23 protein-coding genes and 2 pseudogenes are annotated in these 25,532 nt (G+C 60.1%); 19 read left to right on the top strand and 6 right to left on the bottom strand.

The window, feature by feature from the left end:
- From AC0L3U_RS36955 to AC0L3U_RS36900, 12 genes are all read left to right on the top strand, one after another.
- Positions 1-579, top strand: a 579-nt coding sequence (locus tag AC0L3U_RS36955; RefSeq protein ID WP_473364870.1) for an electron transfer flavoprotein subunit alpha/FixB family protein, incomplete at its 5' end; no start/stop codon positions are given.
- A 310-nt stretch (positions 580-889) separates the two neighbouring features.
- Positions 890-1,810, top strand: a complete 921-nt coding sequence (gene trbB, locus AC0L3U_RS36950; protein ID WP_259219314.1) for a P-type conjugative transfer ATPase TrbB — start codon at positions 890-892, stop codon at positions 1,808-1,810.
- Positions 1,807-2,133 (top strand): TrbC/VirB2 family type IV secretion system protein, encoded by a 327-nt coding sequence (locus AC0L3U_RS36945; RefSeq protein ID WP_259219315.1) that lies wholly within the window; start codon positions 1,807-1,809, stop codon positions 2,131-2,133. Before trbB ends, AC0L3U_RS36945 begins: the two co-directional genes overlap by 4 nt.
- Positions 2,133-2,396: a VirB3 family type IV secretion system protein gene (locus AC0L3U_RS36940; RefSeq protein ID WP_259219316.1), complete on the top strand. Its 264-nt coding sequence runs from the start codon at positions 2,133-2,135 to the stop codon at positions 2,394-2,396. The genes AC0L3U_RS36945 and AC0L3U_RS36940 overlap by 1 nt, the downstream gene beginning before the upstream one ends.
- Before the next feature lie 10 nt (positions 2,397-2,406).
- Positions 2,407-4,848, top strand: coding sequence for a conjugal transfer protein TrbE (gene trbE / locus AC0L3U_RS36935; RefSeq protein WP_259219373.1), 2,442 nt, complete (start codon positions 2,407-2,409; stop codon positions 4,846-4,848).
- On the top strand, positions 4,845-5,579 hold the full coding sequence (gene trbJ, locus AC0L3U_RS36930; protein WP_259219317.1) for a P-type conjugative transfer protein TrbJ: 735 nt from the start codon (positions 4,845-4,847) through the stop codon (positions 5,577-5,579). The genes trbE and trbJ overlap by 4 nt, the downstream gene beginning before the upstream one ends.
- Complete coding sequence (gene trbK-alt / locus AC0L3U_RS36925; protein ID WP_259219318.1) at positions 5,579-5,950, top strand: putative entry exclusion protein TrbK-alt; 372 nt, start codon at positions 5,579-5,581, stop codon at positions 5,948-5,950. The genes trbJ and trbK-alt overlap by 1 nt, the downstream gene beginning before the upstream one ends.
- Before the next feature lie 3 nt (positions 5,951-5,953).
- Positions 5,954-7,189, top strand: coding sequence for a P-type conjugative transfer protein TrbL (gene trbL, locus AC0L3U_RS36920; protein WP_259219319.1), 1,236 nt, complete (start codon positions 5,954-5,956; stop codon positions 7,187-7,189).
- 50 nt (positions 7,190-7,239) lie between these two features.
- The gene (gene trbF / locus AC0L3U_RS36915; RefSeq protein WP_259219320.1) at positions 7,240-7,920 is read left to right on the top strand and encodes a conjugal transfer protein TrbF; all 681 of its coding nucleotides are present in this window, start codon (positions 7,240-7,242) and stop codon (positions 7,918-7,920) included.
- Positions 7,921-7,922: 2 nt separating this feature from the next.
- On the top strand, positions 7,923-8,897 hold the full coding sequence (trbG, locus tag AC0L3U_RS36910; protein WP_259219321.1) for a P-type conjugative transfer protein TrbG: 975 nt from the start codon (positions 7,923-7,925) through the stop codon (positions 8,895-8,897).
- Complete coding sequence (locus tag AC0L3U_RS36905) at positions 8,894-10,099, top strand: TraB/TrbI/VirB10 family type IV secretion system protein (protein WP_259219322.1); 1,206 nt, start codon at positions 8,894-8,896, stop codon at positions 10,097-10,099. Before trbG ends, AC0L3U_RS36905 begins: the two co-directional genes overlap by 4 nt.
- A 5-nt stretch (positions 10,100-10,104) precedes the next feature.
- Entirely contained in the window at positions 10,105-10,347 is a 243-nt protein-coding gene (locus AC0L3U_RS36900; protein WP_259219323.1) for a DUF2274 domain-containing protein, read from the top strand.
- On the opposite strand, the gene AC0L3U_RS36895 is transcribed toward AC0L3U_RS36900, so the two are convergent.
- The 3 genes from AC0L3U_RS36895 to AC0L3U_RS36885 form a co-directional block, all read right to left on the bottom strand.
- Positions 10,320-11,273, bottom strand: a complete 954-nt coding sequence (locus tag AC0L3U_RS36895) for a LysR family transcriptional regulator (RefSeq protein ID WP_259219324.1) — start codon at positions 11,271-11,273, stop codon at positions 10,320-10,322. The two genes, AC0L3U_RS36900 and AC0L3U_RS36895, sit on opposite strands and share 28 nt — an antisense overlap.
- 71 nt (positions 11,274-11,344) lie before the next feature.
- On the bottom strand, positions 11,345-11,977 hold the full coding sequence (locus AC0L3U_RS36890; RefSeq protein ID WP_259219325.1) for an acyl-homoserine-lactone synthase: 633 nt from the start codon (positions 11,975-11,977) through the stop codon (positions 11,345-11,347).
- A gap of 94 nt (positions 11,978-12,071) precedes the next feature.
- Positions 12,072-12,794 carry a helix-turn-helix transcriptional regulator gene (locus AC0L3U_RS36885; RefSeq protein WP_445432989.1) on the bottom strand — a complete coding sequence of 241 codons (723 nt, stop codon included), beginning with the start codon at positions 12,792-12,794 and terminating at the stop codon, positions 12,072-12,074.
- Between the two features lie 314 nt (positions 12,795-13,108).
- Between AC0L3U_RS36885 and ald the strand changes: the two genes are divergently transcribed.
- Positions 13,109-14,221, top strand: coding sequence for an alanine dehydrogenase (gene ald / locus AC0L3U_RS36880; RefSeq protein WP_259219327.1), 1,113 nt, complete (start codon positions 13,109-13,111; stop codon positions 14,219-14,221).
- A gap of 216 nt (positions 14,222-14,437) precedes the next feature.
- Positions 14,438-15,619: a M20 metallopeptidase family protein gene (locus tag AC0L3U_RS36875; protein WP_259219329.1), complete on the top strand. Its 1,182-nt coding sequence runs from the start codon at positions 14,438-14,440 to the stop codon at positions 15,617-15,619.
- Between the two features lie 69 nt (positions 15,620-15,688).
- Here the strand turns inward: AC0L3U_RS36875 and AC0L3U_RS36870 are convergent.
- The 3 genes and pseudogenes from AC0L3U_RS36870 to AC0L3U_RS36860 form a co-directional block, all read right to left on the bottom strand.
- A pseudogene (locus tag AC0L3U_RS36870) lies at positions 15,689-16,529 on the bottom strand (IS630 family transposase); the annotation flags it as partial.
- Positions 16,530-17,423: 894 nt separating this feature from the next.
- Positions 17,424-18,133, bottom strand: a pseudogene (locus AC0L3U_RS36865) (IS5 family transposase).
- Between the two features lie 195 nt (positions 18,134-18,328).
- On the bottom strand, positions 18,329-19,156 hold the full coding sequence (locus AC0L3U_RS36860) for an IclR family transcriptional regulator (RefSeq protein WP_259219330.1): 828 nt from the start codon (positions 19,154-19,156) through the stop codon (positions 18,329-18,331).
- A gap of 92 nt (positions 19,157-19,248) precedes the next feature.
- Between AC0L3U_RS36860 and AC0L3U_RS36855 the strand changes: the two genes are divergently transcribed.
- The 5 genes from AC0L3U_RS36855 to AC0L3U_RS36835 are packed head-to-tail and all read left to right on the top strand — an operon-like array spanning position 19,249 to position 25,289.
- Positions 19,249-20,433, top strand: coding sequence for an ABC transporter ATP-binding protein (locus AC0L3U_RS36855; RefSeq protein ID WP_473364869.1), 1,185 nt, complete (start codon positions 19,249-19,251; stop codon positions 20,431-20,433).
- Positions 20,434-20,445: 12 nt separating this feature from the next.
- A complete protein-coding gene (locus AC0L3U_RS36850) occupies positions 20,446-21,546 on the top strand; it encodes an ABC transporter substrate-binding protein (protein ID WP_259219332.1) in 1,101 nt (366 codons plus the stop codon).
- Positions 21,547-23,370, top strand: a complete 1,824-nt coding sequence (locus AC0L3U_RS36845) for an ABC transporter permease subunit (RefSeq protein WP_259219333.1) — start codon at positions 21,547-21,549, stop codon at positions 23,368-23,370.
- A 14-nt stretch (positions 23,371-23,384) separates the two neighbouring features.
- Entirely contained in the window at positions 23,385-24,539 is a 1,155-nt protein-coding gene (locus AC0L3U_RS36840) for a M24 family metallopeptidase (protein ID WP_259219334.1), read from the top strand.
- Between the two features lie 12 nt (positions 24,540-24,551).
- The gene (locus tag AC0L3U_RS36835; protein ID WP_259219335.1) at positions 24,552-25,289 is read left to right on the top strand and encodes a gamma-glutamyl-gamma-aminobutyrate hydrolase family protein; all 738 of its coding nucleotides are present in this window, start codon (positions 24,552-24,554) and stop codon (positions 25,287-25,289) included.
- Positions 25,290-25,532: the final 243 nt, after the last annotated feature.

Below are 25,532 nucleotides of genomic sequence, written 5' to 3'. Positions count from 1 at the left end.
CCCGACACCTATGAGCGTCCGATCTACGCCGGCAACGCCATCCAGACGGTGAAGTCGAAGGACGCCAAGAAGGTCATTACGGTGCGCACCTCCACCTTCGCCGCAGCGGGTGAAGGCGGCAGCGCGTCGGTCGAGAGCGTCGCGGCGGCGGCCGATCCGGGCCTGTCGTCCTTTGTCGGCGAGGAGGTCGCGAAGAGTGACCGTCCCGAGCTGACCTCGGCCAAGATCATCGTCTCCGGTGGCCGCGCCATGCAGAGCCGCGAGAACTTCGCAAAGTACATCGAGCCGCTCGCCGACAAGCTCGGGGCTGGCGTCGGAGCTTCGCGCGCGGCGGTGGATGCGGGCTATGCGCCGAACGACTGGCAGGTCGGCCAGACCGGCAAGGTCGTGGCCCCCGAGCTCTATGTCGCGGTCGGCATTTCCGGCGCGATCCAGCATCTGGCCGGCATGAAGGACTCCAAAGTGATCGTCGCGATCAACAAGGACGAGGACGCGCCGATCTTCCAGGTCGCTGATTACGGCCTGGTCGCCGACCTCTACCAGGCGGTTCCGGAGCTGACCGCCGAACTCGGCAAGTAAAACGCGCTAAAACACCGGCCGTAGCTATAAAACTCCGGCCGGTGTTGCTTTTTGAGGCGTTTTCTTTGGCGTGGGACACGCGGAAGGCCAGGCGTGATTCCGCGTCATCAAAGCCTCGCAAGCATTCTTTCCTATCTTTTCTTCTCCTACGCCAGAGTACGAACCGGCTAACGCTCTTGTTGCGATTACCTCGGTTCTGCTTTTTCTACTTGTCCCTACGCAAGGCCGCTGATGTTCAGCGACCTCAAGCACGGGGGCAGTCGTGGCAATCCATTCATTTCATTCGGAAGCCGAGCTGCGCGGGGCACGCATGCTTCGTACAGCGCTCGGAGCCGCGATCGCAGGCTTTCTTGAAGATCCCTCCGTCGTCGAGGTGATGCTTAACCCCGACGGCCGGCTGTGGGTCGACCGGCTGTCGAGTGGCCTTAGTAATACCGGCGAGAGTCTATCCGCGGCTGACGGCGAGAGAATTGTCCGGCTGGTCGCGCACTACGTGGGGGCGGAAGTTCATCCCGGCTCGCCGCGGATCTCGGCCGAGCTGCCGGAGACCGGGGAACGCTTCGAAGGCGTGCTGCCGCCGGTGGTTGCAGCGCCCGCCTTCGCGATCCGCAAACCCGCGGTCGCTGTCTTCGGCCTGGACGACTATGTCGCTGCCGGCATCATGGACTCGGCGCAGGCGAACGCGCTACGTGACGCGGTTGCCGCGCGAAAGAACATCCTGGTCGCCGGCGGCACCTCAACTGGCAAGACGACGCTGACGAATGCGCTTCTGGCGGAAGTGGCTAAAGGTTCGGATCGCGTCGTTCTCATTGAAGATACGCGGGAGCTTCAGTGCAGGGCACCGAACTTCGTGGCGCTACGGACCAAGGATGGTGTCATCTCGCTGTCCGAACTTGTGCGCTCGTCACTTCGTCTGCGCCCTGATCGTATCCCGATTGGCGAGGTGCGCGGGGCCGAGGCGCTCGACCTGCTCAAGGCCTGGGGGACGGGACATCCCGGCGGAATCGGCACGATCCACGCCGGCACCGCGCTTGGCGCGCTCCGCCGGCTCGAGCAGCTCACCCAGGAGGCCGTCGTCACGGTCCCGCGCGCACTGATCGCCGAGACCGTCAACGTCATCGCCGTGCTCTCTGGCCGTGGTGCCGAACGACGTTTGAGCGAACTCGCTTCTGTCACCGGGCTTGGACCATCAGGCGACTACAGCCTTTCGAAAATCGGAGATCAGTCATGAACGCACCATCCTCTCTCGGGCGAGGTTTCACGTCAGTCGCGGCATTCGCTTGTCTGTATCTGGCCAGCGTGCCGGCCTGGGCCGCCGGCTCGAACATGCCCTGGGAGCAGCCCCTCAACCAGATCCTGCAATCGGTCGAAGGACCCGTGGCCAAGATCATCGCGGTCATCATCATTATTGTGACCGGTCTCTCGCTCGCATTCGGTGACACGTCGGGCGGCTTCCGGCGGCTGATCCAGATCGTGTTTGGTCTGTCGATCGCATTTGCCGCCTCCAGCTTCTTCCTGTCGTTCTTCTCGTTCGGCGGCGGGGTGGTGATCTGATGGATGAGCCAGTCCCGGGCTTTGTCGCCCCTGTCCACCGTGCGCTGACCGAGCCGATCCTGATGGGCGGGGCACCGCGATCGGTTGCCATTCTCAACGGCACATTGGCTGCAGCACTCGGCCTCGGTCTGCGCTTGTGGCTGGCCGGCCTTCTGCTGGCGTTCATCGGCCACATGGCCGCGGTCTGGGCCGCAAAACGCGATCCGGAATTCGTCGAAGTCGGGCGCCGGCACGTTCGTGTTCCTGGTCACCTCAGCGCTTGAGAATAGTCCCATGATGAATCTTGCCGAATACCGCCGCTCGAATACGCGCCTTGCCGACTTCCTCCCCTGGGCCGCGCTCGTAGACGAGGGAATTGTATTGAACAAGGATGGCTCGTTTCAGCGGACGGCGCGGTTTAGAGGGCCGGATCTTGATAGTTCCGTGCCGGCTGAGCTTGTTGCGGTCGCAAGCCGGCTGAACAACGCGCTCCGGCGTCTCGGATCGGGCTGGGCCATCTTCGTCGAGGCGCAACGGCATTCGGCAGGGCGCTATCCGCCCGACACATTCCCGGATGTCGCATCCGCCTTGGTGGACGCCGAGCGCAAAGCGCAATTCGAGGAGGCCGGCAGCCATTATGAATCGAGCTACTACCTGAGCTTCCTTTATCTGCCGCCGGCAGAAAGTGCAGCTGTGGCCGAGCGTCTCCTGTACGAGGGCAGCCATCGCGGCCCCGGGGCGGATGCGCGCGAGGTGCTGAGTGGCTTCATCGACCGGACCAACCGCGTGCTGCAGCTCGTTGAGTGCTTTATGCCGGAATGCGGCTGGCTCGATGACGAGGCAACACTCACCTACCTGCACTCGACGGTCTCGACCAAGCGGCATCGCGTTCGGGTGCCGGAAATCCCGATGTATCTCGACGCGCTGCTTGCCGATCAGCCGCTGACAGGCGGGCTTGAGCCGATGCTGGGTGACGCGCATGTGCGTGTCCTGACCGTCGTGGGGTTCCCGACGGCGACGACGCCCGGGATCCTCGATGATCTGAACCGGCTGGCGTTCCCGTACCGCTGGTCGACCCGGGCGATCATGCTCGACAAGACCGATGCCCTAAAGCTCCTGACCAAGATCAGGCGGCAGTGGTTTGCCAAGCGCAAGTCGATTGCGGCGATCCTGAAGGAGGTGATGACGAACGAGGCGTCCACGCTTCTGGACACCGACGCCCACAACAAGGCGATGGATGCAGATCACGCGCTCCAGGAGCTCGGCTCGGATCAGATTGGAGAGGGCTTTGTGACGGCAACCGTCACGGTCTGGGACAGGGATCCGCAGGCGGCGGACGAAAAGCTCCGCCTGGTCGAAAAGGTGATCCAGGGCCGGGACTTCACCTGCATGGTCGAGACGGTGAATGCCGTCGAAGCCTGGCTCGGCAGCCTGCCGGGACAAACCTACGCCAATGTCCGCCAGCCTCCGGTCTCGACGTTGAACCTCGCCCACATGATCCCGCTCTCTGCGGTCTGGGCGGGAGAGGCGAGGGATCACCATCTCAAGGCGCCTCCGCTGTTCTTCGGCAAGACGGAAGGATCGACCCCTTTCCGGTTCTCGCTGCATGTCGGCGATGTCGGACACACTCTGATCGTTGGCCCGACCGGCGCCGGAAAATCGGTGCTGCTCGCGCTGATGGCGCTGCAGTTCCGGCGATATCCGGAAGCCCAGATCTTTGCCTTTGATTTCGGTGGGTCGATCCGTGCGGCGGCGATCGCCATGGGTGGCGACTGGCATGATCTCGGCGGCGCCGTTGGTGGAGACTCGGCAGAATTCGTGGCGCTCCAGCCGCTTGCGCGGATCGAGGAGACCGGTGAACGCGGTTGGGCAGCCGATTGGATCGCATCGATCCTTGCGCGCGAGCGCATCGAGGTCACGCCCGAGACCAAGGATCATGTCTGGTCGGCCTTGACCTCGCTCGCCTCGGCGCCAGTTGGGGAGCGGACGCTCACTGGCTTGTCCGTTCTTCTGCAATCCAATGCGTTGAAGCGCGCGCTGCAACCCTATTGCCTCGGCGGTCCATTTGAGCGGCTGCTGGATGCGGAAGGTGAGCGGCTGGGAGAGGGCTCCGTCCAGGTTTTTGAGACCGACGGGTTGATCGGGACCGGTGTCGCGCCGGCGGTTCTTTCCTATTTGTTCCACCGGATTGAGGATCGGTTCGACGGCCGTCCGACCCTGCTCATCATCGATGAGGGCTGGCTTGCGCTGGACGATGCCGATTTTGCCGGCAAACTCCGCGAATGGCTGAAGACGCTGCGCAAGAAGAACGTCTCCGTCGTGTTTGCGACCCAGTCGCTGGCCGATATCGACGGTTCCGCAATCGCGTCCGCCATCATCGAGAGCTGTCCAACCCGGATCCTTCTTCCCAATGACCGCGCCATCGAGCCGCAGATCTTAGGCATCTACCGGCGCTTTGGACTAAATGACCGGCAGATCGAGATTCTCGCCCGCGCGACGCCAAAGCGCGACTACTACTGCCAGTCGCGCCGGGGCAACCGGCTATTCGAGCTCGGCCTTGGTGAGATCGCGCTGGCTTTTGCGGCCGCGTCTTCCAAGACCGACCAGGCTCTCATCGAGCGGGTTCTTGAGGAGCACGGGCTAGACGATTTCGTCGCCGGCTGGCTCAAGGCGCGCGACCTCGGCTGGGCCTGCAATCTCATTCCGCAGCTTGCCAAGGGAGGAGGCTTGTCATGAACCGTCTCCGTCCGCTCCTCGTAGCGAGTGTCATCGCCATTGCCGTGGCGCAAAGGGCCCGGGAAGGGAAGGCACAGTGGATCGTGTTCGATCCTAACAACTACGTGCAGAATGTGCTGACGGCCGCGCGCGAGCTGCAGCAGATCAACAACCAGATCACCTCGCTGCAAAACGAAGCGCAGATGTTGATCAATCAGGCGAAGAACCTGGCGAGCCTGCCGTACTCGTCCTTGCAGCAGCTCGAGCAATCGATTCAGCGCACCCAGCAGCTGCTCAGTCAAGCGCAGCGCATTTCCTACGATGTCCAGCAGATCGATCGCGCGTTCTCAACAACTTATGCGCCGACATCCGCGAGCATGTCCAATGGGCTTCTCGTCGCCAATGCCCAGACACGCTGGCAGAATGCGGTTGCCGGCCTGCAGGACGCCATGCGGGTGCAGGCGACCGTCGTCGGCAATCTCGATACCAACCGCACCCAGATGTCGGCCCTGGTCACGGCGAGCCAGGGCGCGTCTGGTGCTCTGCAGGCACGTCAGGCCGGCAACCAGCTCCTTGCACTGCAAGCTCAGCAGCTTGCTGATCTCACCGCGACCGTGGCCGCGCAGGGGCGCGCACAAACGCTCGAAGCTGCGCAAAGAGCAAGTGCCCAGGATCAGGGGAGAGAGCAGTTGCGGCGCTTTCTGACCCAAGGTCAGGGCTATCAATCGACAACCGTGCAGATGTTCCACTGATGATGAAGAGCAGATTTGAACGGCTGCCGATGGCGGTGGCACTTGGCCTCACAGTCCTGGTCGTCGCCGCCTGCGCCATTCGCCTGCGCGGCGACGAAAGCGCGACCCAATCTTCCGCCTCGCACGCTGCGAAGCCCGATCCGACGGCGGCAAAGCTCGAGCAATGCCGCACCGTCATCTACGAGCAGCGAGAGGCTCTGCTCGAATGCCAGAGGATCTGGGCGGAACGGCGCAGCCAGTTCTTGGGGAAAAGCGGATCGGTAAACGGTTTGAGCGTGGTGGGCACGGCGCCATCTTCCTCGCCTGTGCCGCGTAAGGACGAAAGCCGCCTCCCCTCTCTCTCACCCTCCATTCCAAGCCAAAGCGAGTGAGCAATGGGCGGCACCTCCGTCATCGACCAGTTTCTGGAAACCTTCACCCGCTACATCGATTCCGGATTTGGCCTGGTCGGGGGCGAAGTCGGCTATCTCGCCACGACGTTAGCTGCAATCGACCTCACGCTTGCGGGCCTGTTCTGGTCCCTCGGAAGTGATGAGGAGATTCTTGCCCGGCTGGTCAAGAAAACCTTGTTTGTCGGTGTCTTTGCCTACCTGATCGGCAATTGGAACAGCCTCGCGCGCATCGTCTTCGAGAGCTTTGCTGGTCTTGGCCTCAAGGCCTCGGGCACGAGCCTTTCATCGGCAGATTTCTTGCGGCCAGGTCGAATCGCGCAAGTGGGGCTCGATGCCGGCCGTCCGATCCTTGACTCCGTCTCGGGGCTGATGGGCTATGTCAGCTTTTTCGAAAATTTCGTCCAGATCGCGGTCCTGCTGTTCGCCTGGATCGTGGTGCTGCTGGCCTTCTTTATTCTCGCCATCCAGCTCTTCGTCACGCTGATCGAGTTCAAGCTGACGACGCTTGCAGGTTTCGTCCTGATCCCCTTCGGTCTGTTCGGCAAGACCGCCTTTGCGGCCGAACGGGTGCTGGGCAACGTCATGTCCTCCGGCATCAAGGTTTTGGTCCTCGCCGTCATCGTCGGCATCGGATCGACCTTATTCTCGCAGTTCACGGCAGGTTTCGGCGGCAATCAGCCGACCATCGAGAACGCGATGGCGCTGGTGCTCGGCGCTCTCGCCTTGTTGGGCCTCGGCATTTTCGGACCTGGGATTGCCAATGGCATCGTCTCCGGAGGTCCGCAGCTCGGCGCAGGTAGCGCCGTCGGGACGGGACTTGCCGCCGGTGGAGTCGTTGCGGCTGGCGCTGGCCTTGCGGCCGGCGCTGCCGGCCTTGCCGGCGGAGCGATTGCAGGTGCCGCACGCGGTGGAAGCGCGATTGCAAGCGGCACCATGAGCGTGTTTCGCGCGGGGAGTCAGTCCGGCTCCGAGGCGAGCGCGTCCGGTGCTGCAAGTCCCTTGCGTTCGGTCGCAGCTGGTCTTGGTGGACCGGCGAGCGATGCCGGTAAGGGGGAAGGGGATTCCTCGAGAGCTTCCGACAGTGCGCCCGCCTGGGTTCGGCGCATGAAGAGGGCACAGACGATCAGTCATGGCGCATCAGCGGCAACCCACGCGATCCGTTCGGGTGATCACGGCGGTGGCGGCGGATCTGTCGACCTCTCGCAAGAGGATCACTGACGCCTCCTTTCTTTCTAATTCGGTTCCCCGCCATCTCTTGAGGTCAAACAATGTTCAAACGATCGGCCGTTCACTATGGCCGCACGCCGGAAGCCGTCACCCCCTATCAACGCGCATCTCAGGTCTGGGATGACCGCATTGGGTCTGCGCGCGTGCAGGCCAAGAACTGGCGCCTGATGGCCTTTGGCTCCCTCTTCTTATCCGCTGGTTTCGCCGGCGCCCTGGTCTGGCAATCCGCTCACGGGACGATCACGCCCTGGGTGGTTGAGGTTGATCAGTTGGGCGAAGCCAAGGCAGTTGCTCCGGCAAACGCCAGCTATCAACCGACCGACCCGCAAGTAGCCTTTCACCTGGCGCGCTTCATCGAGCATGTGCGCGGCCTGCCGATGGACGCCATCGTCCTTCGCGAAAACTGGCTCCGCGCCTACGACTTTACAACCGATCGCGGCGCGGCCGCACTGAATGACTACGCCCGCAACAACGATCCCTTCGCCAAGCTCGGCAAGACGCAAATTGCGATCGAGGTCTCGAGCGTCATTCGGGCGTCCCCTGAGAGCTTTCGCCTGGCCTGGGTGGAGCGGCGCTACGACAACGGTCAGCTGGCCGCAACCGAGCGGTGGAGCGCGATTGTCAGCATCATCGTTGAGATGCCTCGCGATCTCGATCGCCTGCGCAAGAATCCGCTTGGCATTTACGTCAACGCCATCAACTGGTCGAAGGAGCTGGGTTAGCAATGCCGTCAGGTCTCGTTATTGCGTCACAGAGGGGCCGCCCGAGCCTGGCTCTGGCTCTCGTTATTGGTGTGGCCACGCTTGGCGGGTGCACCACGTTCAAGCCGCCGCAAATCAGTTACGATAGCGATGTCCCGCCAGCTCCAGATCTGCCGGCGCTCGCCGACGATCGGCCGCGCCCGCTGCATGTCCCGCCGGCCTGGAAGGCGGCGCGCGGCGGCAGGAACGCGGAAGCCAAAGAACCCGTCGAACGGATTGAGATCGCGAATGACGCCGCACGTGTGCAGCCGCGAAAGGCTGGCTACTTCAATGCGGTACAGGTGTTTGCGTATAGTCCGGGCGCTCTTTATCAAATCTATGCCGCGCCGGGGCAGATCACGGACATTGCGCTGGAGCCCGGCGAGCAGCTGATCGGCTCGGGACCGGTCGCCGCCGGTGACACCGCCCGCTGGGTGGTCGGCGACACCGAGAGCGGCAGCGGCGACACGCGACGTGTGCACATCATGGTGAAGCCGACACGTCCGGCGATTGAGACCAATCTCGTCATCAACACCGATCGCCGCACTTACCTGATGGAACTGCGCTCCCGGGAAAAGCCCTACATGCCACAGGTCGCGTGGTTCTATCCGGAGGATCGGGCCGCGCGTGGTCGAGCTCTGCCGCCCACACCCGTCATCCCGGACCAGGCGCAGCGCCGTTACCGCTACGCCATCGAGGGAGACAGCCCGCCGTGGCGTCCTGTCAATGCCTATGACGATGGCCGCAAGGTCTACATCGAGTTTTCGCCCGGCGTCGGCCAGGGCGAGATGCCGCCGCTGTTCGTGATCGGGCTCGATGGCAAGACCGAGCTCGTCAACTATCGCGCTTACGGCAATGTGCTGATCGTCGACCGGCTGTTCGCGGCCGCGGAACTGAGGCTGGGCGAGGAGCACCAGCAGAAGGTCAGAATCGTCCGAACCGACGGGAGATCGCTGTGACAGAGACTGGCCGGCCGAATGACACACCCAAGGACGCTCCCCGGGTTAAGCCGCCGGAAGATATCGCCGAAACCCTTCGGCTCCGGCCGGAACGGACGCAAGTTACGCGCCTATCGCGCAAGGTGCTTGCGGGTGGCAGCGCCCTTTTTCTGGTGCTCATCTCTGGTGCGGTGTTCTGGGCTCTGCAGGAGAAGCGATCACGTGCCCCGGCCGCCGAGGAGCTTTACGCGACCGATCACCACAATGTCGCCGATCAGCTTGCAAACTTGCCGAAGGATTACACTGAGATCCCGAAGGAGGTGCCGCGTCTTGGACCACCTTTACCCGGCGATCTTGGTCGGCCGATCGTTGCAGCACAGGGCTCTTCGACGCCGAGCCCGCTCGGTGTTGACGCTGAACAGCAGCGGGTCAATCAGGAGAGCGAGGCGGCACGCACCAGCAAGGTGTTTGCCAGCACGAACGTCCGCGCACAGGCCCCTGTCACATCGCCAAGTGACGCCCCATCAAATGCAGCGCCATCATCTGACGAAGCATTTGCCCAGAATGGCCAGGATCGAAAACTTGCGTTCGTCAGTGCTTCCGTTGACCGTCGAACCACCAGCCCCGATCGCTTGGCAAGACCGGTCTCTCCCTTTGTGGTCCAGGCCGGAACGGTCATTCCGGCCGCTCTTATCACGGGGATTCGGTCCGATCTGCCTGGGCAGATCACGGCCCAAGTCACAGAAGCGGTATACGATTCCCCTACCGGGCGAGCTCGCCTTATTCCGCAAGGAGCCCGGCTGATCGGGACGTATGATAGCCAAGTCGCATTTGGCCAATCGCGCGTGCTCCTGGTGTGGACGCGCCTCATCATGCCAAATGGACGGTCGATCGTCCTGGAGCGGCAGCCGGGCGCGGACGTCGCGGGCTACTCTGGGCTTGAGGATGAGGTCGACAACCATTGGAAAGAGCTGTTGGGGGCCGCTGCGCTGTCGACGCTGCTCGCCGTCGGCACCGAGGTGAATTCCGGATCGGATACGGGTAGTACCAACAGCGACCTCATCGCTGCGCTCCGCCGCGGGGCGGGGGACTCGATGAACCAGACGGGCCAGCAGGTGGTCCGCCGCAATCTCAACATCCAGCCGACCTTGACGATTCGTCCGGGATTTCCCCTGCGGGTGATCGTCAACCGTGACCTGGTGCTCGAACCGTACAGAGGATGAGGACGATGTCAAAACTCAAACTCGGAGCCATCGAAGACGATAAACCCATCAAGGTGACACACGAACTACCTGCGAGCGTGCACCGCGATCTAGTGTCCTACGCTGAAATCCTCGCCCAGGAGACCGGCCAGCCAATCCAGGATCCATCCAAACTCATTGCACCCATGCTGGCGCGGTTCATGGCTGCGGACAGGAGCTTTCGGAAAGCTCGCCGAGCTCGTCAGCCTCCAATCGGAGGCGAACGGTAGCGCGCTGTGAGCAGCTTCAGGAATTCCCGCAGGGCCGGGTTTTCATTGTCGGGGCGCCAAGAGGCCGAAAAGTCGAAGCGGCTGGGCCCATCGCCATCGCGTAGCTCTCGGTACACAAGGCCCGCAGAATTTGCCCCCATATCGGACTCGAGCACCAGGCTTAAGCCCGTGCTCATGCTGATTAGACTCTTGATGATGCCACGACTGACGTCGTGGCGCTCGATCTTGGGGCGATCCTCGGGCGAGAGGAGCTTGGAAATCAGAAGATCTTCGAGCTCCTTTCCCGGGTCATAGTGGCTGAGTAGCACTGTTTCGCCGCGCAGCTCAGCCCAGCACACAGTCTCTCGCATGGCGAGCGGATGATCATGGGGCAAGGCCACCAGAACACGCTCGCTCCAAAGCGGCATTTCTTCGGTGTTCAACAATGGGAGCCTCCCTGTCACGATCAGCACATCGAGCGCGCCGTTTCGAAGCGCCGCGGCCAAACGCGTCCGTGATCGTTCGACCGTCACAAGTTCGATCTGCGGGAATCGCTCTTTGAACGCGAGTAGCGAGGTTTGCAGATTGCCTGCCGAAAGTGAGGTGCAGAAGCCGACGGTCAGACGGCCGGTTTCGCTGTTATGGACAGATATCGCGGTGGCGAGGAGCGCGTCGAATTCTTCCAGAATGCTCCTGGCCAGGCGAAGCACGTCGCGGCCGGCCTGCGTCGGTCGCACGCCTCCGCTATAGCGCTCGAAGATTGCGATGCCCAAGTGGTGCTCGATTTCATCGATTCTTCGGCTGAGACTCGATTGTTGCGACCTCAACAACTCCGCGGCTCCGCGGAAGCTGCCGCAATCGGCCGCAGCAACAGCCGATCTCAGGTGTTTCAGCTCGATCGCCTTGCTGGCATGAAGGGAGGGTCTTGATCGACGTGGTTTGTGCATCGTAAGTCTTAAGCAGATAGGTTTTCCGCTCCAATGTGCAGCGATGCCCCGATTGTACTTGCTTCCAGATCCTAGGCGGCCGCTCGGATGACTGGCGCCCAGAGCACCGGACCTGAGATGTGTCCCGCTTTGCGGATGCGATGCAACGCATCGGGCGAGACCTCGAGGTATCCAGCAATGGCCGTGGTGTTTCCGAGAGGACGAGCTTTTCCGATCGGGCGGAGGGGCCAGCCTGCGCGCCGAAGAATGCGCTCCATTCGGGCGTCGGTGACAGTGACGATTTCGGTCAACTCGATGGAAAGGCCGAACTCAATCATGCCCGCAAACAACTCGTAAGTGGCAGCAGCAAGTCCGCCCTTAGCCTTCGGTGCATCCGACGGAACATCGAGCGCAAATCGGCTGCTCTCCCAGATCCGATCGCCTCGTGGCGCGGGCTGCCCGTCCAGAAGGATTGGGAAGGTGTCTCTCAACATGGTTGGGCCGGTTGAAGGCAGAAGCCGGACGCAACCCTGAAGACATGCATTGCTTGAGCGGTTCAGTAGATGCACCGGCCGAAGGACATCAAACTCGTCGACCTCCATGTCGCCGCTGACCCCGACGTCCCATTCCAGGCGCTGTTTGAAAACACGATACCTCAGCCGATGCATCTCGGCGAGATCATCGAGGAACTCGCCGTAATAATCTGGGGTGATGAGCTGCATCATTCTTGCCTCCCTGCTTTGCTCGTCAAACGAAGCAGAGAAGTCGAGGCTGGCGCATCCTGTGCAGTCACACAGGTGTCTATGGCGAGGCGGCGCTCTATCTTCGAAACTTTGCCTCGGTCAATAGGACGACGGCTTGACGAAGCGAGCCAACGCCGAGCTTCGCTCGGGCGTTATCCAGGTGAAAGCACGCGGTACGCTCGGACATGCCGAGAATAATCCCGATGTCGCCAGCAGATTTGCCGCGCGAAGACCATTCAAGGCATTCGAGCTCTCGGGGAGACAGCACCACACCGCCAACCATGCGATCGGCGGTCCAGAAACGCCTTGCATGTGCATGGAAGAACGTAGCGATTAGTCGCAGGTTCTGGGCATGTTTGAGTACCGAGCGCTCAAAATTGGTGCGACGGTCGTCGGTCGCAAAGCTCAGCGCGGCGAGCGGACCGTTGTCATGGTGGATTGGAAGTGTGAATCCATAACGGATGCCGAATTTAGCAGCCTCTTCAAATAACTCGCGCTCCCGTTCCGATCGGATGGGCGGGCCAAATTCCAGCCCCCATTTAAATGGCTGACTATCTCGGATTGCCCGACGCACCACGGGATCAACGGATTCATACTTGTGTCGAAGGTAGTGTGCTGTCCACGATTGTGGATACGTCGAGATTAGGTTTGGAGGGCCGCCCGGCTTATCGGAGAGCACAAGATAGGCGAAGTAAGATAGATTCAGCGCCTCAGCGATATCTGCCATGCCCTGCTGGGCAGAGTCACGATCTGTGCTTTCGGCGAGCCGGTCGGCGAGTTTTTGAAAGGCTCGATGCAGCGCGGATGACCACACGGTGTCCTCGGTGATTGATAAGGCGAACGAACGCGTTCTGAGCGGGCTGCCCGGAAAACTTGCATCCAAGTATGCTGGGCCCAGGTTAGCTGCAACCTCGACAAGCCGGGGCTGGCCGGATTGATTCTGCGGTCTTTGCTAAGTTGTGAGGCTTTAGGCTTCCTCTAGATCTCAAACTTTTATCCGTTTGGAATCCTGCATGATTACCCGAAAGATTGGTGAATTTCCCTGAGATTTGGCCATCTACGTGGCAGGCCGAACTGCTTTTCCGATTAAAAGCAGCCTCAAGGAGATCGCAAATGAAGATCGGTGTTCCCAAGGAAATCAAGTCCCACGAATACCGCGTGGGTCTTACGCCGGGAGCCGTCCGCGAATACGTAGCCGCCGGCCACGGCGTGCTGGTCGAGACCAACGCCGGCGTTGGCATCGGCGCTACTGATGAAAATTATCGCAAGGCTGGCGCAACGATTGCAGGCTCTGCTCGCGAGGTGTTCACATGGAGCGAGATGATCATAAAGGTCAAGGAGCCCCAGCCTTCGGAATGGACGCAGCTCCGAGAGAACCAGATCCTCTTCACGTATCTTCATCTGGCGCCAGACCTGGAGCAGGCGAAGGGTCTTATGAAGTCTGGGTGCACCGCAATTGCCTACGAAACCGTTACTGATGCGCGTGGTGGGCTTCCGCTGCTTGCGCCGATGAGCGAGGTCGCGGGCAGGCTCGCGATTGAAGCAGCCGGTGCGGCGTTGAAACGTTATGCGGGCGGTCGGGGACTGTTGATCGGTGGGGTGCCCGGTGTCCAACCGGCTCGTATCGTGGTAGTCGGAGGCGGCGTTGTCGGCACGCACGCTGCACGGATGGCGGCGGGCTTGGGCGCCGACGTCACGATGCTCGACCGTTCGATACCCCGGCTTCGCGAGCTGGATGAACTGTTCGAGGGGCGGGTTCGTACCAGATTCTCGACAATTGACTCTGTTGAAGAGGAGGTATTCGCGGCGGACGTCGTCATTGGCGCGGTTCTCGTTCCTGGCGCGAGCGCGCCGAAACTTGTCAGTCGCGGCATGTTGAGCTCGATGCGCAAAGGCTCCGTGATCGTGGATGTAGCTATTGATCAGGGCGGATGCTTCGAGACTTCGCGTCCGACGACGCACGCGGCTCCAACTTACGAGGTAGATGGCGTCATTCATTACTGCGTCGCCAATATGCCTGGGGCTGTCCCGCTGACCTCAAGCCAAGCGCTGAATAACGCCACGCTTCCATTTGGCTTGGCCCTCGCTAACAAGGGATTTGCGGCTGTGCTCGAAAATCCGCATCTGCGCGCAGGTCTGAATGTCTATCGGGGACGGCTCACTTGTAAGGCCGTGGCCGAGAGCCTCGGCCTGCCATTCTCCCCGATCGAACAGGCTGCGGCCTGATCCCAGAGGGTCCCTAGGGCCTGACTTGAACGCTGCCCGGCGATACGAAAACGTAGCCGTCGGGCCGGTGAAGAAGGCGCGTTGGTCGCTTGCGGGTATGTTCACTTTAGCCATTTGGCAGCTATTCCGCCTTTCTTCTCCTATCTTAAAGGTGTGTAGCTTTTCTTGTGGTGGCAGGCCTGGTTAGGCAGCGCGGATGTGAAAAGGTTCAAGCCGATGAACGCACTCAGTACCAGCTTTCTATCGGATCCCGAGAGCGACGCGCTGATCGAGCTGCGGCATGCCATGCATAGCGAGCCTGAGTTGTCCAATGCAGAATGGAAGACCCAGCAGCGTATCCGAGACGTATTGCAACGCTTCGGACTCAATAGCGCCAAGGATTTCCACAGAACCGGGCTGTATTGCGACATCGAAGGCACCGGTTCGGGTCCCAAGCGGTCGATCGCGGTGCGGGGCGACATCGATGCGCTGCCAATCCAGGAGACGCGCGAAGACCTGCCGTATCGCTCGCGGGTCAACGGCGTCATGCATGCCTGCGGTCACGACATGCATGGTTCGATCGCGCTGGGCACTGCGCTTGCCTTCCACCGCATGCGTAACAATTTCGCGGGCAAGGTGCGCGTCTTCTTCCAGCCGGCCGAGGAAGCGGAGCCGCTCGGCGGACGCACAGTGATCGAGGAAAACTTGTTGGATGGCTTCCATCGCGCCGTCGGCTTCCACGTCAGTCCCGGAACACTTGCTGGCAAGTTTGGCGCTGCCGAAGGCGCGGTGACCCAATCCGCCGACCAGTTCAAGCTTACGATCGAGGGCAAGATGGCGCACGGCGCATCGCCGCACCAGGGCGTCGACGCCATCGCCATCGCCGGCGCCTTCATCAACGAGGTGCAGAAGGTGGTATCGCGCGAAATGCCACCCGATGACGCCGCAATTGTCACCATCGGCACTATCCAGGGCGGCATGGCCACCAACATCATCTGCCCATCGGTCGTGATGGAGGGGACGATCAGGACCCACAGCTCGGAACGCCGCGCGCTGCTGTGCCAGCGAGTGCGCGAAGTGGCGGAAGGCGTCACTGCAATGCACCGCGGTCGGGCCGAGTGTATCATTCACAAGGGCGAGCCCGCCATCACTAACGATGTTGAAATGGTAAAGCGGTTTCGGCGGGTTGTCCAGGAAATGACGGGCGACGACTCCTTCATTGAGATGAAGCGGGGAACGGGCAGCGACGATTTCGGCTTCTACTCGGCATGCGTGCCGTCGATCTACTTCATGTTTGGCAGTCGCGCACCGGGTAACGAGTCGCAACTGCATACGCCCACATTCGGAGCGTCCGATGAGGTCATCATCCCGACGACGAAGCTCACCGTCAGATACATCCTCGATCTGCTGAATTCATAATCGGGGGCTGGTCGTGGCGTGTTTTGGGGTATACTGGAACTCAAGGCGGCGCAGAATGCGTTTGGCTTAGGTGGTCGGGAAAGCTTGATAGAGGGCGCCGGCCAAGTGGGTCGACAGGTTGTCCTGCACGACGCGGATGCACTCGGCGTCGGGATAATGAACATCGACGAGTTCGCGCCTGCATCGGGCGAATCTTCGGCGGTGCGCCGCTCCGTGAGCTTGACCTTGCGCCACGGCTGATTGACGTCGACGAAGAGATTGACGGTAACGGTGCGGCGGTACTCGTAGTCGAAGCGTTCGAGTTGCCCCGGCTCGGGTGGGATGGGCTTGCGCACCTCGCCGATGAGCTGGACCCGGCTTTCATCGAAGCAAACCACCGGGCGCTTCGCATCAGGTATTTCGGGTCGAGACCGTCTTCGATGCAGGGGACATATTCGTCGTGTGACGCGGAATGCACCACATGTCCTTGCGCCAGGGCTTAAGGCCGCTTTCGGCTTGCCGTCGGCGAACGCTCTCGCCTGATAGGCTGGCGTGATTGGTAAGCGTGACCATGGCATCGGCCCGTAAGTCCAGGGTCCACCGCGCGCGGCCCTGCGGAGGGGGCGCGCAGGCCGTTGCCACCAGCAGGCCTTCCTCCTTGCCGGTGAGCTTGCGCTCAGCTCCAGGACGTGGCTCCTCGCTTAGCGCCCGTTCCAGATCGCCTTCCACGAAACGCCGCGTGGTCCGGTATACGGTGGAGCAGCTCACTGCCACCGGCCCAAGCAATCTCCTCGTCGCTGCGCCCGGCATTGGCCGTCAGCAGAATCTGCACCCGCTGAGCTTGCGAACGGCGCGCTTGGCTTTGCTCAACATCGCGGTGAGTTCATTCGCGTTCGGCTTGGCTCAACTCGGCCCGATACCGTACATTCATTGCAGCCTCCTTTGTCGGAAGCCCGGGCGGATCGGCAGATGAGTCAAAAATCAGGCGACGGCCGTCATACGGGCCGGCAAAGCTTCACCGACTAGCAAGGCCAGTATCTGGCTTGCATTTACGTCTATTCGCACATGGTCCGCCGGCCTCCAGCCGAAACCGACATGCAGCACCACTTCCGCGTCAGCCCGCCTTCGGTCAACCAGATGGTCGTCACCCTCGAACGAAATGGAATGATCCGACGTCAACCCGGAGTCGCTCGAAGTCACTGCGGCCCAACCATGGGTGCTCGCCCGCCTGATCCAGAACCACCGAACCGCACGGCTTCGGACCTTGGGAGAAAACTTGTTCGTCGTCTTGCTTGTCATGGCTTCATCCTCTCAGTAGTTGGACTCCGGCAAACCCGGGGCGGTTCAGTTTTTGCCGTTTCCGGGCGTCGAGCTGCTCTAGCTTTTGTCATTGAGCATGCAAGATTTAAAAGTCGATTGATCCCTGCCCCGTTCCAGGGCTTCCACTTGCTAACGAGCTCAGCAAGGACCCAGTCGAAGGTCGGGAACGCTTTGCTGCTTCGTTGAGACACTCGGACGGCCTACAGAAGGCTCAGAGCTTTTCCGCGGATTCGGGGACCATATTCTTCGTTCTGCGACGGTTGACGGTAATAGCTGACTCCCGCTCCTCTTCTGTCGCGCCAAACGTTCTATTCCCACGGCAGCATGCGACTACTCTGGACACTTTGCGTACAGTTCGTAGCTTTCTGTCTTTCCTATCTGAGAACGCGGGCAGCGTAGAGCACTCTAACTCTGTGATGGTCCCGTGGTTTCCCGGTTGGAGGCAGTCTCCTGCGCGAATGTGCTGCAGCGCGCCGGGACCACTCTCACGCGCTAGAGCCTGTTTTCAGCTGAGCAGGATGATAGTCGAGGCCAGGTGGACGCCACCGAGAAGATTTCTGGCGAGCTTGTCGTTAACGTGCTGCGACGTTTGTTGAAGAAGCGGTCGATGAGGTTGCGCTTGCAATAGAGGGCGAAATCACGCGGGGATGGAATGCGCCGTCGGGGTGGGACGGAATGACTGGGGTGATTTGCCTCTCGGCGAGTGCTTTGATGAAGACGTCAGCGTCTTAGGCCATGTCCGGATCGAAATTCTCAAGCCGAGGCTCTGCACAGGTGAGATCGCCGGCTTGTCCTGGCGAAAGCATCAACTCCACGGGATTGCCCAGCGCATCGACGAGGGCGTAAATTTTAGTGCTCAGTCCACGGCGCGACCGGCCGATCGCTTGGTCGCCGTTTTTTTTGCGCGCCGGCACTGTGTTGATGAGCACGCACGATCGTGGCGTCAATCATTATCCTATTCGTTGTCGTGATCACTCGCCAACAGCTTGATGCTCGAAAACGCCACTCTTCGCCCGTCGGCTGAAACGCGGATAGGCGACCTTCCAGTTCCCGAAAGGCTCTGGCAGATCGCGCCAAGGGATTCCAGCCAGGTATCGGTACAGAACTGCATCGACGAAGAATCGATTGTCGGCTGCGGTACCGCCAACATGGCCTCGCGTCCCGGCAGAAAATCTTTGATCCGATCCCGCTGCTCGCGAATGCGTAGCGTCGCATCGGCCGGCTCTCCAAAAGCCGACCACCCATGAATCACCCAATCGTGACTTGGGAATCCCCAAACTGAAGACAGGCCCTACCTTGAAGACGGTCCGGTCACAGTATTGGGGAGCTTGGTGATCTCCTCCTCAGACCGCCCGTCGCCGTGCGTGTGTTCGCGATCGGCTACTACGATAGCGAAATTGGTCCTCGCACCTACGCAAGTTCGGAGGTGGCCGATGATACCGGATGTGCACCACGATATCCTAGACGCTGCGAGACAGTCGCCGCCGCATTCACGACAAGAGGCGCCAGCTGCCGTTCGCTTTGCTGACTAAAATGAAATACCGGCATCGTGATCGCAATTGCGGCCGCAACTCGTCCCCTCCGGTCGAGAACGACTGCCGCGATCGAGGCAATCTCGGGAATGAACTCTCCAACGTTGAGCGCGTATCCTCTCTCGCGAATGCTGCACAGCTCGCGTTCAAGCGCGCTCGCATCAGTGATCGTACGGTCCGTATAGGATTCAAGGCCGAGCGCCAAAACCTCTTCCAGAGTGGTGCTGGGCATTTGCGACAGTATGGCTTTTCCAGTAGCCGTACAGTGGGCCGGGTTGCGACGCCCGGGTGCTGCGACGTGCTTTATCGACCCGGGGCCAAGTACATGCTCGATGTTGATTGCCTCTGTCTTGTTCCAAAGACTGAGCGAGGCCGTTTCCCTTGTGCTCTCGGCAAGTTCTTCGAGATAGGGTCGCGCTACCCTGACCACATCGAGTTCAGAAAGAAGCCTGCTCGCGAGCGCGATAAGCTCAACTCCGAGCACAAACCGGCCAGTCTCTTCGTCGCGCTCGACAAATCGATTGTGTTCAAGAGTCGCCAGTGTCCTGGAAACGGCACTGACATGCTTTCCTAGCCGGCGCGCAATCTCGTTCACGCCGATCGGCTTTTCACTCGCACCGACAACCCTTAGCAAATTCAACGCGCGCTGGACGGTCGTAACCTCTCCGACGGTTCGGTCGCTTGGGGGACGTTTGGCAGAATTCATCGAAATACCCTTGCTTCGCTTGACAGGCGTTCATACACCTGTCACTTTATGCAACACAATTGCATTATTTGCAATGGCCTTGGGAGGAGAGTATGTCCGGCGAGCCGCTGCGATTGGAGCGACTTTGTAAGCAGTACGGCGGCGTGCAAGCGGTTGATAATGTCTCGGTTGAGGTCGGGGCTGGCGAGTTCGTCTCGTTTCTTGGGCCGAGCGGCTCCGGCAAAACGACGACATTGATGATGGTTGCAGGTTTCGAGACCCCAACCGCTGGCGAGATCTCTATCGGTGCTCGTTCCGTAACTGGGCTGCCAGTGCACAGGCGCAATATCGGGGTCGTGTTCCAAAACTACGCCTTGTTTCCCCATCTCTCCGTTTTCGAAAACGTGGCATTTGCCCTGAAAATGCGCGGATTGTCCGGCCCCGAGCTTCTTGCCGGTGTCGCCGAAGCGCTCAATCTTGTTCAGCTCAGTCATTACGAGGGGCGCATGCCTCATGAGCTGTCTGGTGGCCAGCAGCAGCGCGTTGCATTAGCCCGTGCGCTTGTGTTCCGTCCAGGTGTAATTCTTATGGATGAACCGCTCGCTGCGCTCGACAAGCAGCTTCGAGAGCACATGCAGCTCGAATTGAAGCGTCTGCAGAAATCTCTCGGGACAACAGTAGTCTTCGTCACGCACGACCAGGGCGAAGCGCTCACAATGTCCGATCGGATCGTGGTGATGAATGAGGGGAGGGTCGAACAGATCGGGACGCCAGAAGAAATATATGAGACGCCGCGAACCCGCTTTGTTGCGAGCTTCATTGGTGAATCCAATTTCCTCGATGCTCATCTCGTTGAAAAAGGGGGGCAAGGTGCGGTCCTCGATGTCGCTGGCCTGCAGGTTCGTTCGACGTGGCAGGGTTTCCAATGTGACCCGGGTGCGGTGACCCTCATGATTCGACCCGAGAAGATTGTTCCTCTTGGCGCTGGCGCGCGCGCTGACAACGAATTCGATGGCGTAGTCGAAGAGGCTGTCTACTGCGGAAATGTCGTCAAATGTCGTGTCCGCTTGCGCGCTGCTCCATCGGTGCTTCTCACTGTGGCGGCGCCGCGCCATGCCTGCTCCCCGCGATTACAAGTCAACGAGCTGGTGAGAATTGGGTGGGACGCGCGTGATGGGCGACTTCTTTGCGAGGAGGCGAAATCCGCAAGCCAAGGTGTTGTCGAGGACCACGAGGCCCGGCCGGCTCTGTCGCCCGTCACCACGGCTCCAAATCGCATGTCAATCCTGCCTTCATAAGGGAGAGAGTTCATGACGTACTACCCAAGTCGGTTGTCCCGACGGCAGGCGCTCAAGCGCTTGAGCACCGCAGCGGGTGGGGCAGCGTTCACGCTAGGCTCTCCGGGGATTTTGAAGGCGCAAGCGTCAACGCTAGTCGTGGTTTCCGGTGGGGGGTCGTATGAGGAGGCCTTCCGCAAGGCCGTTATTGAGCCTTTCCAGAACGAGACGGGCATTAAGGTGACGTATGTGTCTCCAGCCGACGAGGCGAGACTAAAGGCTCAGGTCGACAGCAACAACGTCCAGTGGGATGTGTTGGAGCTGGCGTCCCCCGCGTTTAGACCGGATTCGGCCAGGTACGTAGAAGAAATTGATTACGAGGCGTTCGACAAGGAAACGCTGGACAATCTTGTGCCTGAAGCGAAGACGAAATACGCGGTGGGGTCATACGTCTACAGCAGCGTGATGGGCTTTTCGACCGCCGAGTACCCAGCCAACAAGCCCCGCCCGAGCTCATGGGCGGCGTTTTGGGATGCCAGCAAGTTTCCGGGGCCACGGTCGCTTCAGAGCGCAGCTCCTGCCACGGTTGAATTTGCGTTGTTGGCTGCCGGGGTACCAAAGGCAGAGCTGTACCCCATCGACTTTGACAAAGCATTCGCGTCGCTCGAGCGCATCAAACCGCACATAACGAAATTTTGGACAGTCGGGGCCGAACCAGGTCAGCTCCTGTCTGACCGCCAGGTCGCGATATCGTCGGTGTGGAATGGCCGCGTGCAAGTCCTCAAGAACCAGAGCGCTGGTGTTGATTACCAATGGAACGAAGGGCAGCTTAACCCGCTCTACTGGGTCGTACCGAAGGGCACAAAGAACCGGGCCGCGGCCATGCGGTTTGTGGCTTACCAGGCAACCGCGCAGGCCCAAGCGCGCCTGAACAACCTGATCTTTTACGGTCCGTTCAATCGAGCTGCCTTCAAGTACATCGACCCGAAGATCGCTCCCCAGCTGCCCACGGCGCCTGCGAACCTGGAGAAACAATTCTTCACAAACCTAGCATTTTGGGGAGCCCAATCGGCATTCGGAAAAACCAATGCCGAAGTGCTCATCGAGCGCTGGACCAAATGGCTGGTGCGTTAGATGGGTACTCTGTACCATAGGTTAAGAGAGGCCATTGCATGGCCGCTCCACAATCGCGAAGCTTCGTTGTTGCTTGCTCCGGCGGCGCTGTTGCTCGGGCTATTTTTCTTCGTTCCGCTCGCGGGCGTCCTCTCTCTCAGCCTGTTCGATCCGGGCCCCACCTTGGCGCACTTTCATGAGTTCTTGGGTAACCCGACGAACTGGATCATTCTCTCCCGCACGTTCGCGCTCGCGATCGAAGTTACCCTGATCTGCCTTCTGCTGGGATATCCGCTAGCGTATTGGATCGTCTCAGCCCGTCCGTGGATCGCCGGCGTGCTACTGCTTGCAGTGGTGTTGCCCTTTTTTACGAGTTATCTCGTGCGTACCTACGCTTGGATGGTACTCCTCGGACGATTTGGTGTCGTCAATCAGCTATTACTGGCGCTTGGCCTGACCGAACGACCTGTCAATCTCATCTATAATCAGTTCAGCGTACTAGTCGCGATGGTCTACATCCTCATGCCGTTTACCGTGCTGGTGCTCACCAGCGTGATGAGAGGCATCCCGTCCAATCTGACGCGCGCTGCCGCCTCGCTAGGAGCCTCCGCGGCCCAAAACTTCTTGCGTGTCTTCCTTCCTTTGAGCGCGCCGGGCGTGATCGCGGTCGGGCTCCTGGTCTTCGTGTTCGCACTTGGGTTCTACCTCACGCCCGCGCTACTTGGGGGCCCCAATACAGTCTTACTGCCTATGCAGATTAACACTTATGCGAACGAGACACTTAATTGGCCGCTTGCGGCCACGGCCGCTACCGTGCTGCTCGCGATCACACTAGTTCTATATACCATCTCAAACCACTTTGTCGGTACCGAACGGCTCCTGGCTTCGCAACACGGAGCTGGTCTTTCAACGGGCTCAACTGCAACTCGTTCAACAAGTGCCTACGTTCAGTTCATCGACGCGCTTACCAAGGTCATACGCGCTCTCGGCGGTCAAGTCCCCGCCGTGGTACAAAGGGGTTGGAATTATGTGGGCGCGGCCGCTGGAAAAACGGTGTTTTATGGCGTCGGATTGGCGGTGGCTATGTTCCTCATTAGTCCGATCCTTATCATCGTCCCAATATCGTTCAGCTCTTCCCGCTTCCTAGACTTTCCTCCTCCAGGCTTCTCATTGCAGTGGTATGAAGCTTATTTAACCAGCGGATCGTGGACTGCGGCGACGTTGCAAAGCCTAGCTGTTGGCGTGCCGACGGCGCTCATTAGCCTCGCCATAGGAACAGCTGCGGCGATGGCCATCGTGCGGGGCAGTCCGCGAATGCGCCGCATCGGCTACCAGCTCTTGCTCGCGCCGATGATCGTGCCTGGGATCATTAGTGCGTTAGCAGTCTATTTCCTCTTTGCACGACTGCATCTCGTCAATACGTCTGCCGGACTGGTCATAGCGCACAGTATCGGCGCCGTCCCGCTGGTGGTGATCATTGTCGCCGCGAGCCTACAGGCCCAAAACGTGCGCCTTGAACATGCTGCCGCGAGTCTGGGGGCTCCACGCATCGTTACGATTTGGCTGATTGTGCTCCCGCTTATTCGTCCGGCGTTGATCGTGGCTGGGTTCTTTGCCTTCTTGGGATCATTCGACGAATTCATTTTCTCCCTGTTCCTGAGCGGACCAAACACTATGACCCTCCCGATCAAGATGTGGTCGGGAATTCGGGAAGAGATCACCCCCACGATTGCTGCGGTTTCAAGTCTTCTGATCGCGCTCACCGTCATTGTTTACGGCGGGATCGGATTCGTGCGCCGAGCGGGGGACCGAAACATTACGCTGCAAGAAGCAGTGAAGAAATGAAGGAGACTAACACTGTGGCTGAAACTGCAACTCTGACTTTGGACTTTTCTGCCGAGGAATACCGAGCGCGCCTTAAGCGCACTCAGGAGGAAATGCGAAAGCATGACCTCCCTGTTATTCTCCTTCACCAACCGGAAAATATCAATTATCTGAGCGGTCTCGATCAGATCGGTTACTTTTCATATCACGCCTTAGCGGTTCCCAGCCAGGGCGACCCTGTGCTTATTGTGCGGGACGTGGAGGTGCCGACGGCGCACAGCACATCCTGGGTCAAGAGCCACACAGTCTACGCGGACGCTGCTGATCCTCTGCCCGTTTGGCTCGACGCGTCGCGCAGAGCCCTCGATGATCTCGGGTTCGCAGGTGGGCGCGTCGGTGTGGATGAACACTCATGGTTCTTGACGGTGGAACGATGGAAGATGCTGCAGGCGCTGCTGCCGAAGGCAACATTGGTTCCAGAACCTCGTATCGTTGACCACCTGCGCTTGATCAAATCACCGCAAGAGATTGAATATTTGCGCGGTGCTGCTCTCCAAGCTGAGGCGGCCATGCGAGCCGGTATCAACACCATCGCGCCTGGCGTCAGGGAGCGAGAGGTTGCTGGCGCCGTGTATATCGCTCAGATGAATGCTGGAGGAGCAGCCCATGGCGGCATCATCACGTCTGGGGAGCGGACGAAACTCATCCACGGAGGCGGTTCAGACAGGGTCTTGGAACTAGGCGACCCTGTCTATTTTGAGCTCAATGGGTACCATCAAAGATACTGGGCCCGTATCATGCGCACCGCCATTGTCGGTTCGCCGAGCGCTGAGCAGCAAAGGGCAGCCGACACAATCATCCGCATCCAAGACGAGGCTATTGCGCTTATGCGCCCGGGTACGCCGGCCGGCGTGATCGACCGCGCTTGCCGCACTCCCCTCCTAGCCTCGGGGTTACGCGATTCCTACACCAATCGCGCGGGCTATTCCCTCGGTCTGAACCACCGACCATCTGCAGGTGAGTTCATACGCGAGTTCGTTCCGGGCGTGGAATGGGTGCTGCAGCCGGGGATGGTGTTTCATATGCTCATGATGGCAGCCGGTTTGGGCTTCAGTGAGACGGTGCTGGTTACAGAACAAGGGCCGGAACGCCTAACCGCGATGGAGCGCAAGCTCTTCTTCCGTACCTAAGGATCATCCACTATGACTCAACTCTCGCGATCCGTAATAGGTATCGTCAGCAACTTCGACGTGGAGAAGAACGGCTACTTCAGTCCTGCACACTATGTACGTGCAATCGAGAAAGCCGGCGCGCTTCCAATCATATTGCCGTATGTCAAAGCCGATGATGTGGAAGCTGTTCTCGACCAGATTTCCGGTCTTGTGCTTACTGGCGGCGGGGATTTTCCGACAGAACTTTACGGCGCGTCTCCGCACCCGACCGTTCGGCGATTTATTCCGGAACGCGACAATTTCGAATTCGCACTTACCCGTTCAGCGCTCGATCGGACTATGCCTATTCTCGGCATCTGTCGGGGGATGCAGATTCTTAACGTTGTGGCGGGAGGCACAATTTACCCGCACACCCTGGATGAGCTTACAAACGTGATCGATCATCGTGATGGTACGCCATTGGATCAAACCGTCCACGAGGTTCGCCTGGAACAGGGCACGCAACTATGGAGGCTGTGTGGAGAGCAGTCATCGTCCTTCCGAGTAAACAGCCTTCACCACCAAGCTATCAAGCAGCTTGCTTCTGAATTCGTCGTTTGCGCGCGCGCCGACGATGGTGTCGTTGAAGCGATTGAGGCCCCGCGCCGGCCATTTGTGATCGGCATACAGTGGCACCCAGAATTCATGTACGACAGTGAGCCCGCCTGTCGTCGCCTGATTGATGACTTCGTGAAAACCTGCAGCTCTCCTGCAAGAGAGCCCGCATGAGCGCGCGACTTAGCATGCGCGTGCAGAATCACGCGCAAGTCCCCCAAGGCTAGCGGAAACATCACACGATACTCGAGATCCAGCGAAGGACGCGGAATGGACGCTTCAGCATAGGTTGAGCCCCTTTTAAAAAGGGGCCCCTTTTTCACCCAAACAACTTGATCTATTGGAGCGCCCTGGTGCGAGCCTTAATTGAACTTGGCAACTTCGTTAGCAACTTCCCCGCAAGTGCATTACCGGTGG

The sequence above is a fragment of the Bradyrhizobium sp. Kon69 genome (genome assembly GCF_055807515.1).
Note: the sequence above shows the minus strand (reverse complement) of the source record. Positions and strands in the feature narration are given on the sequence as shown.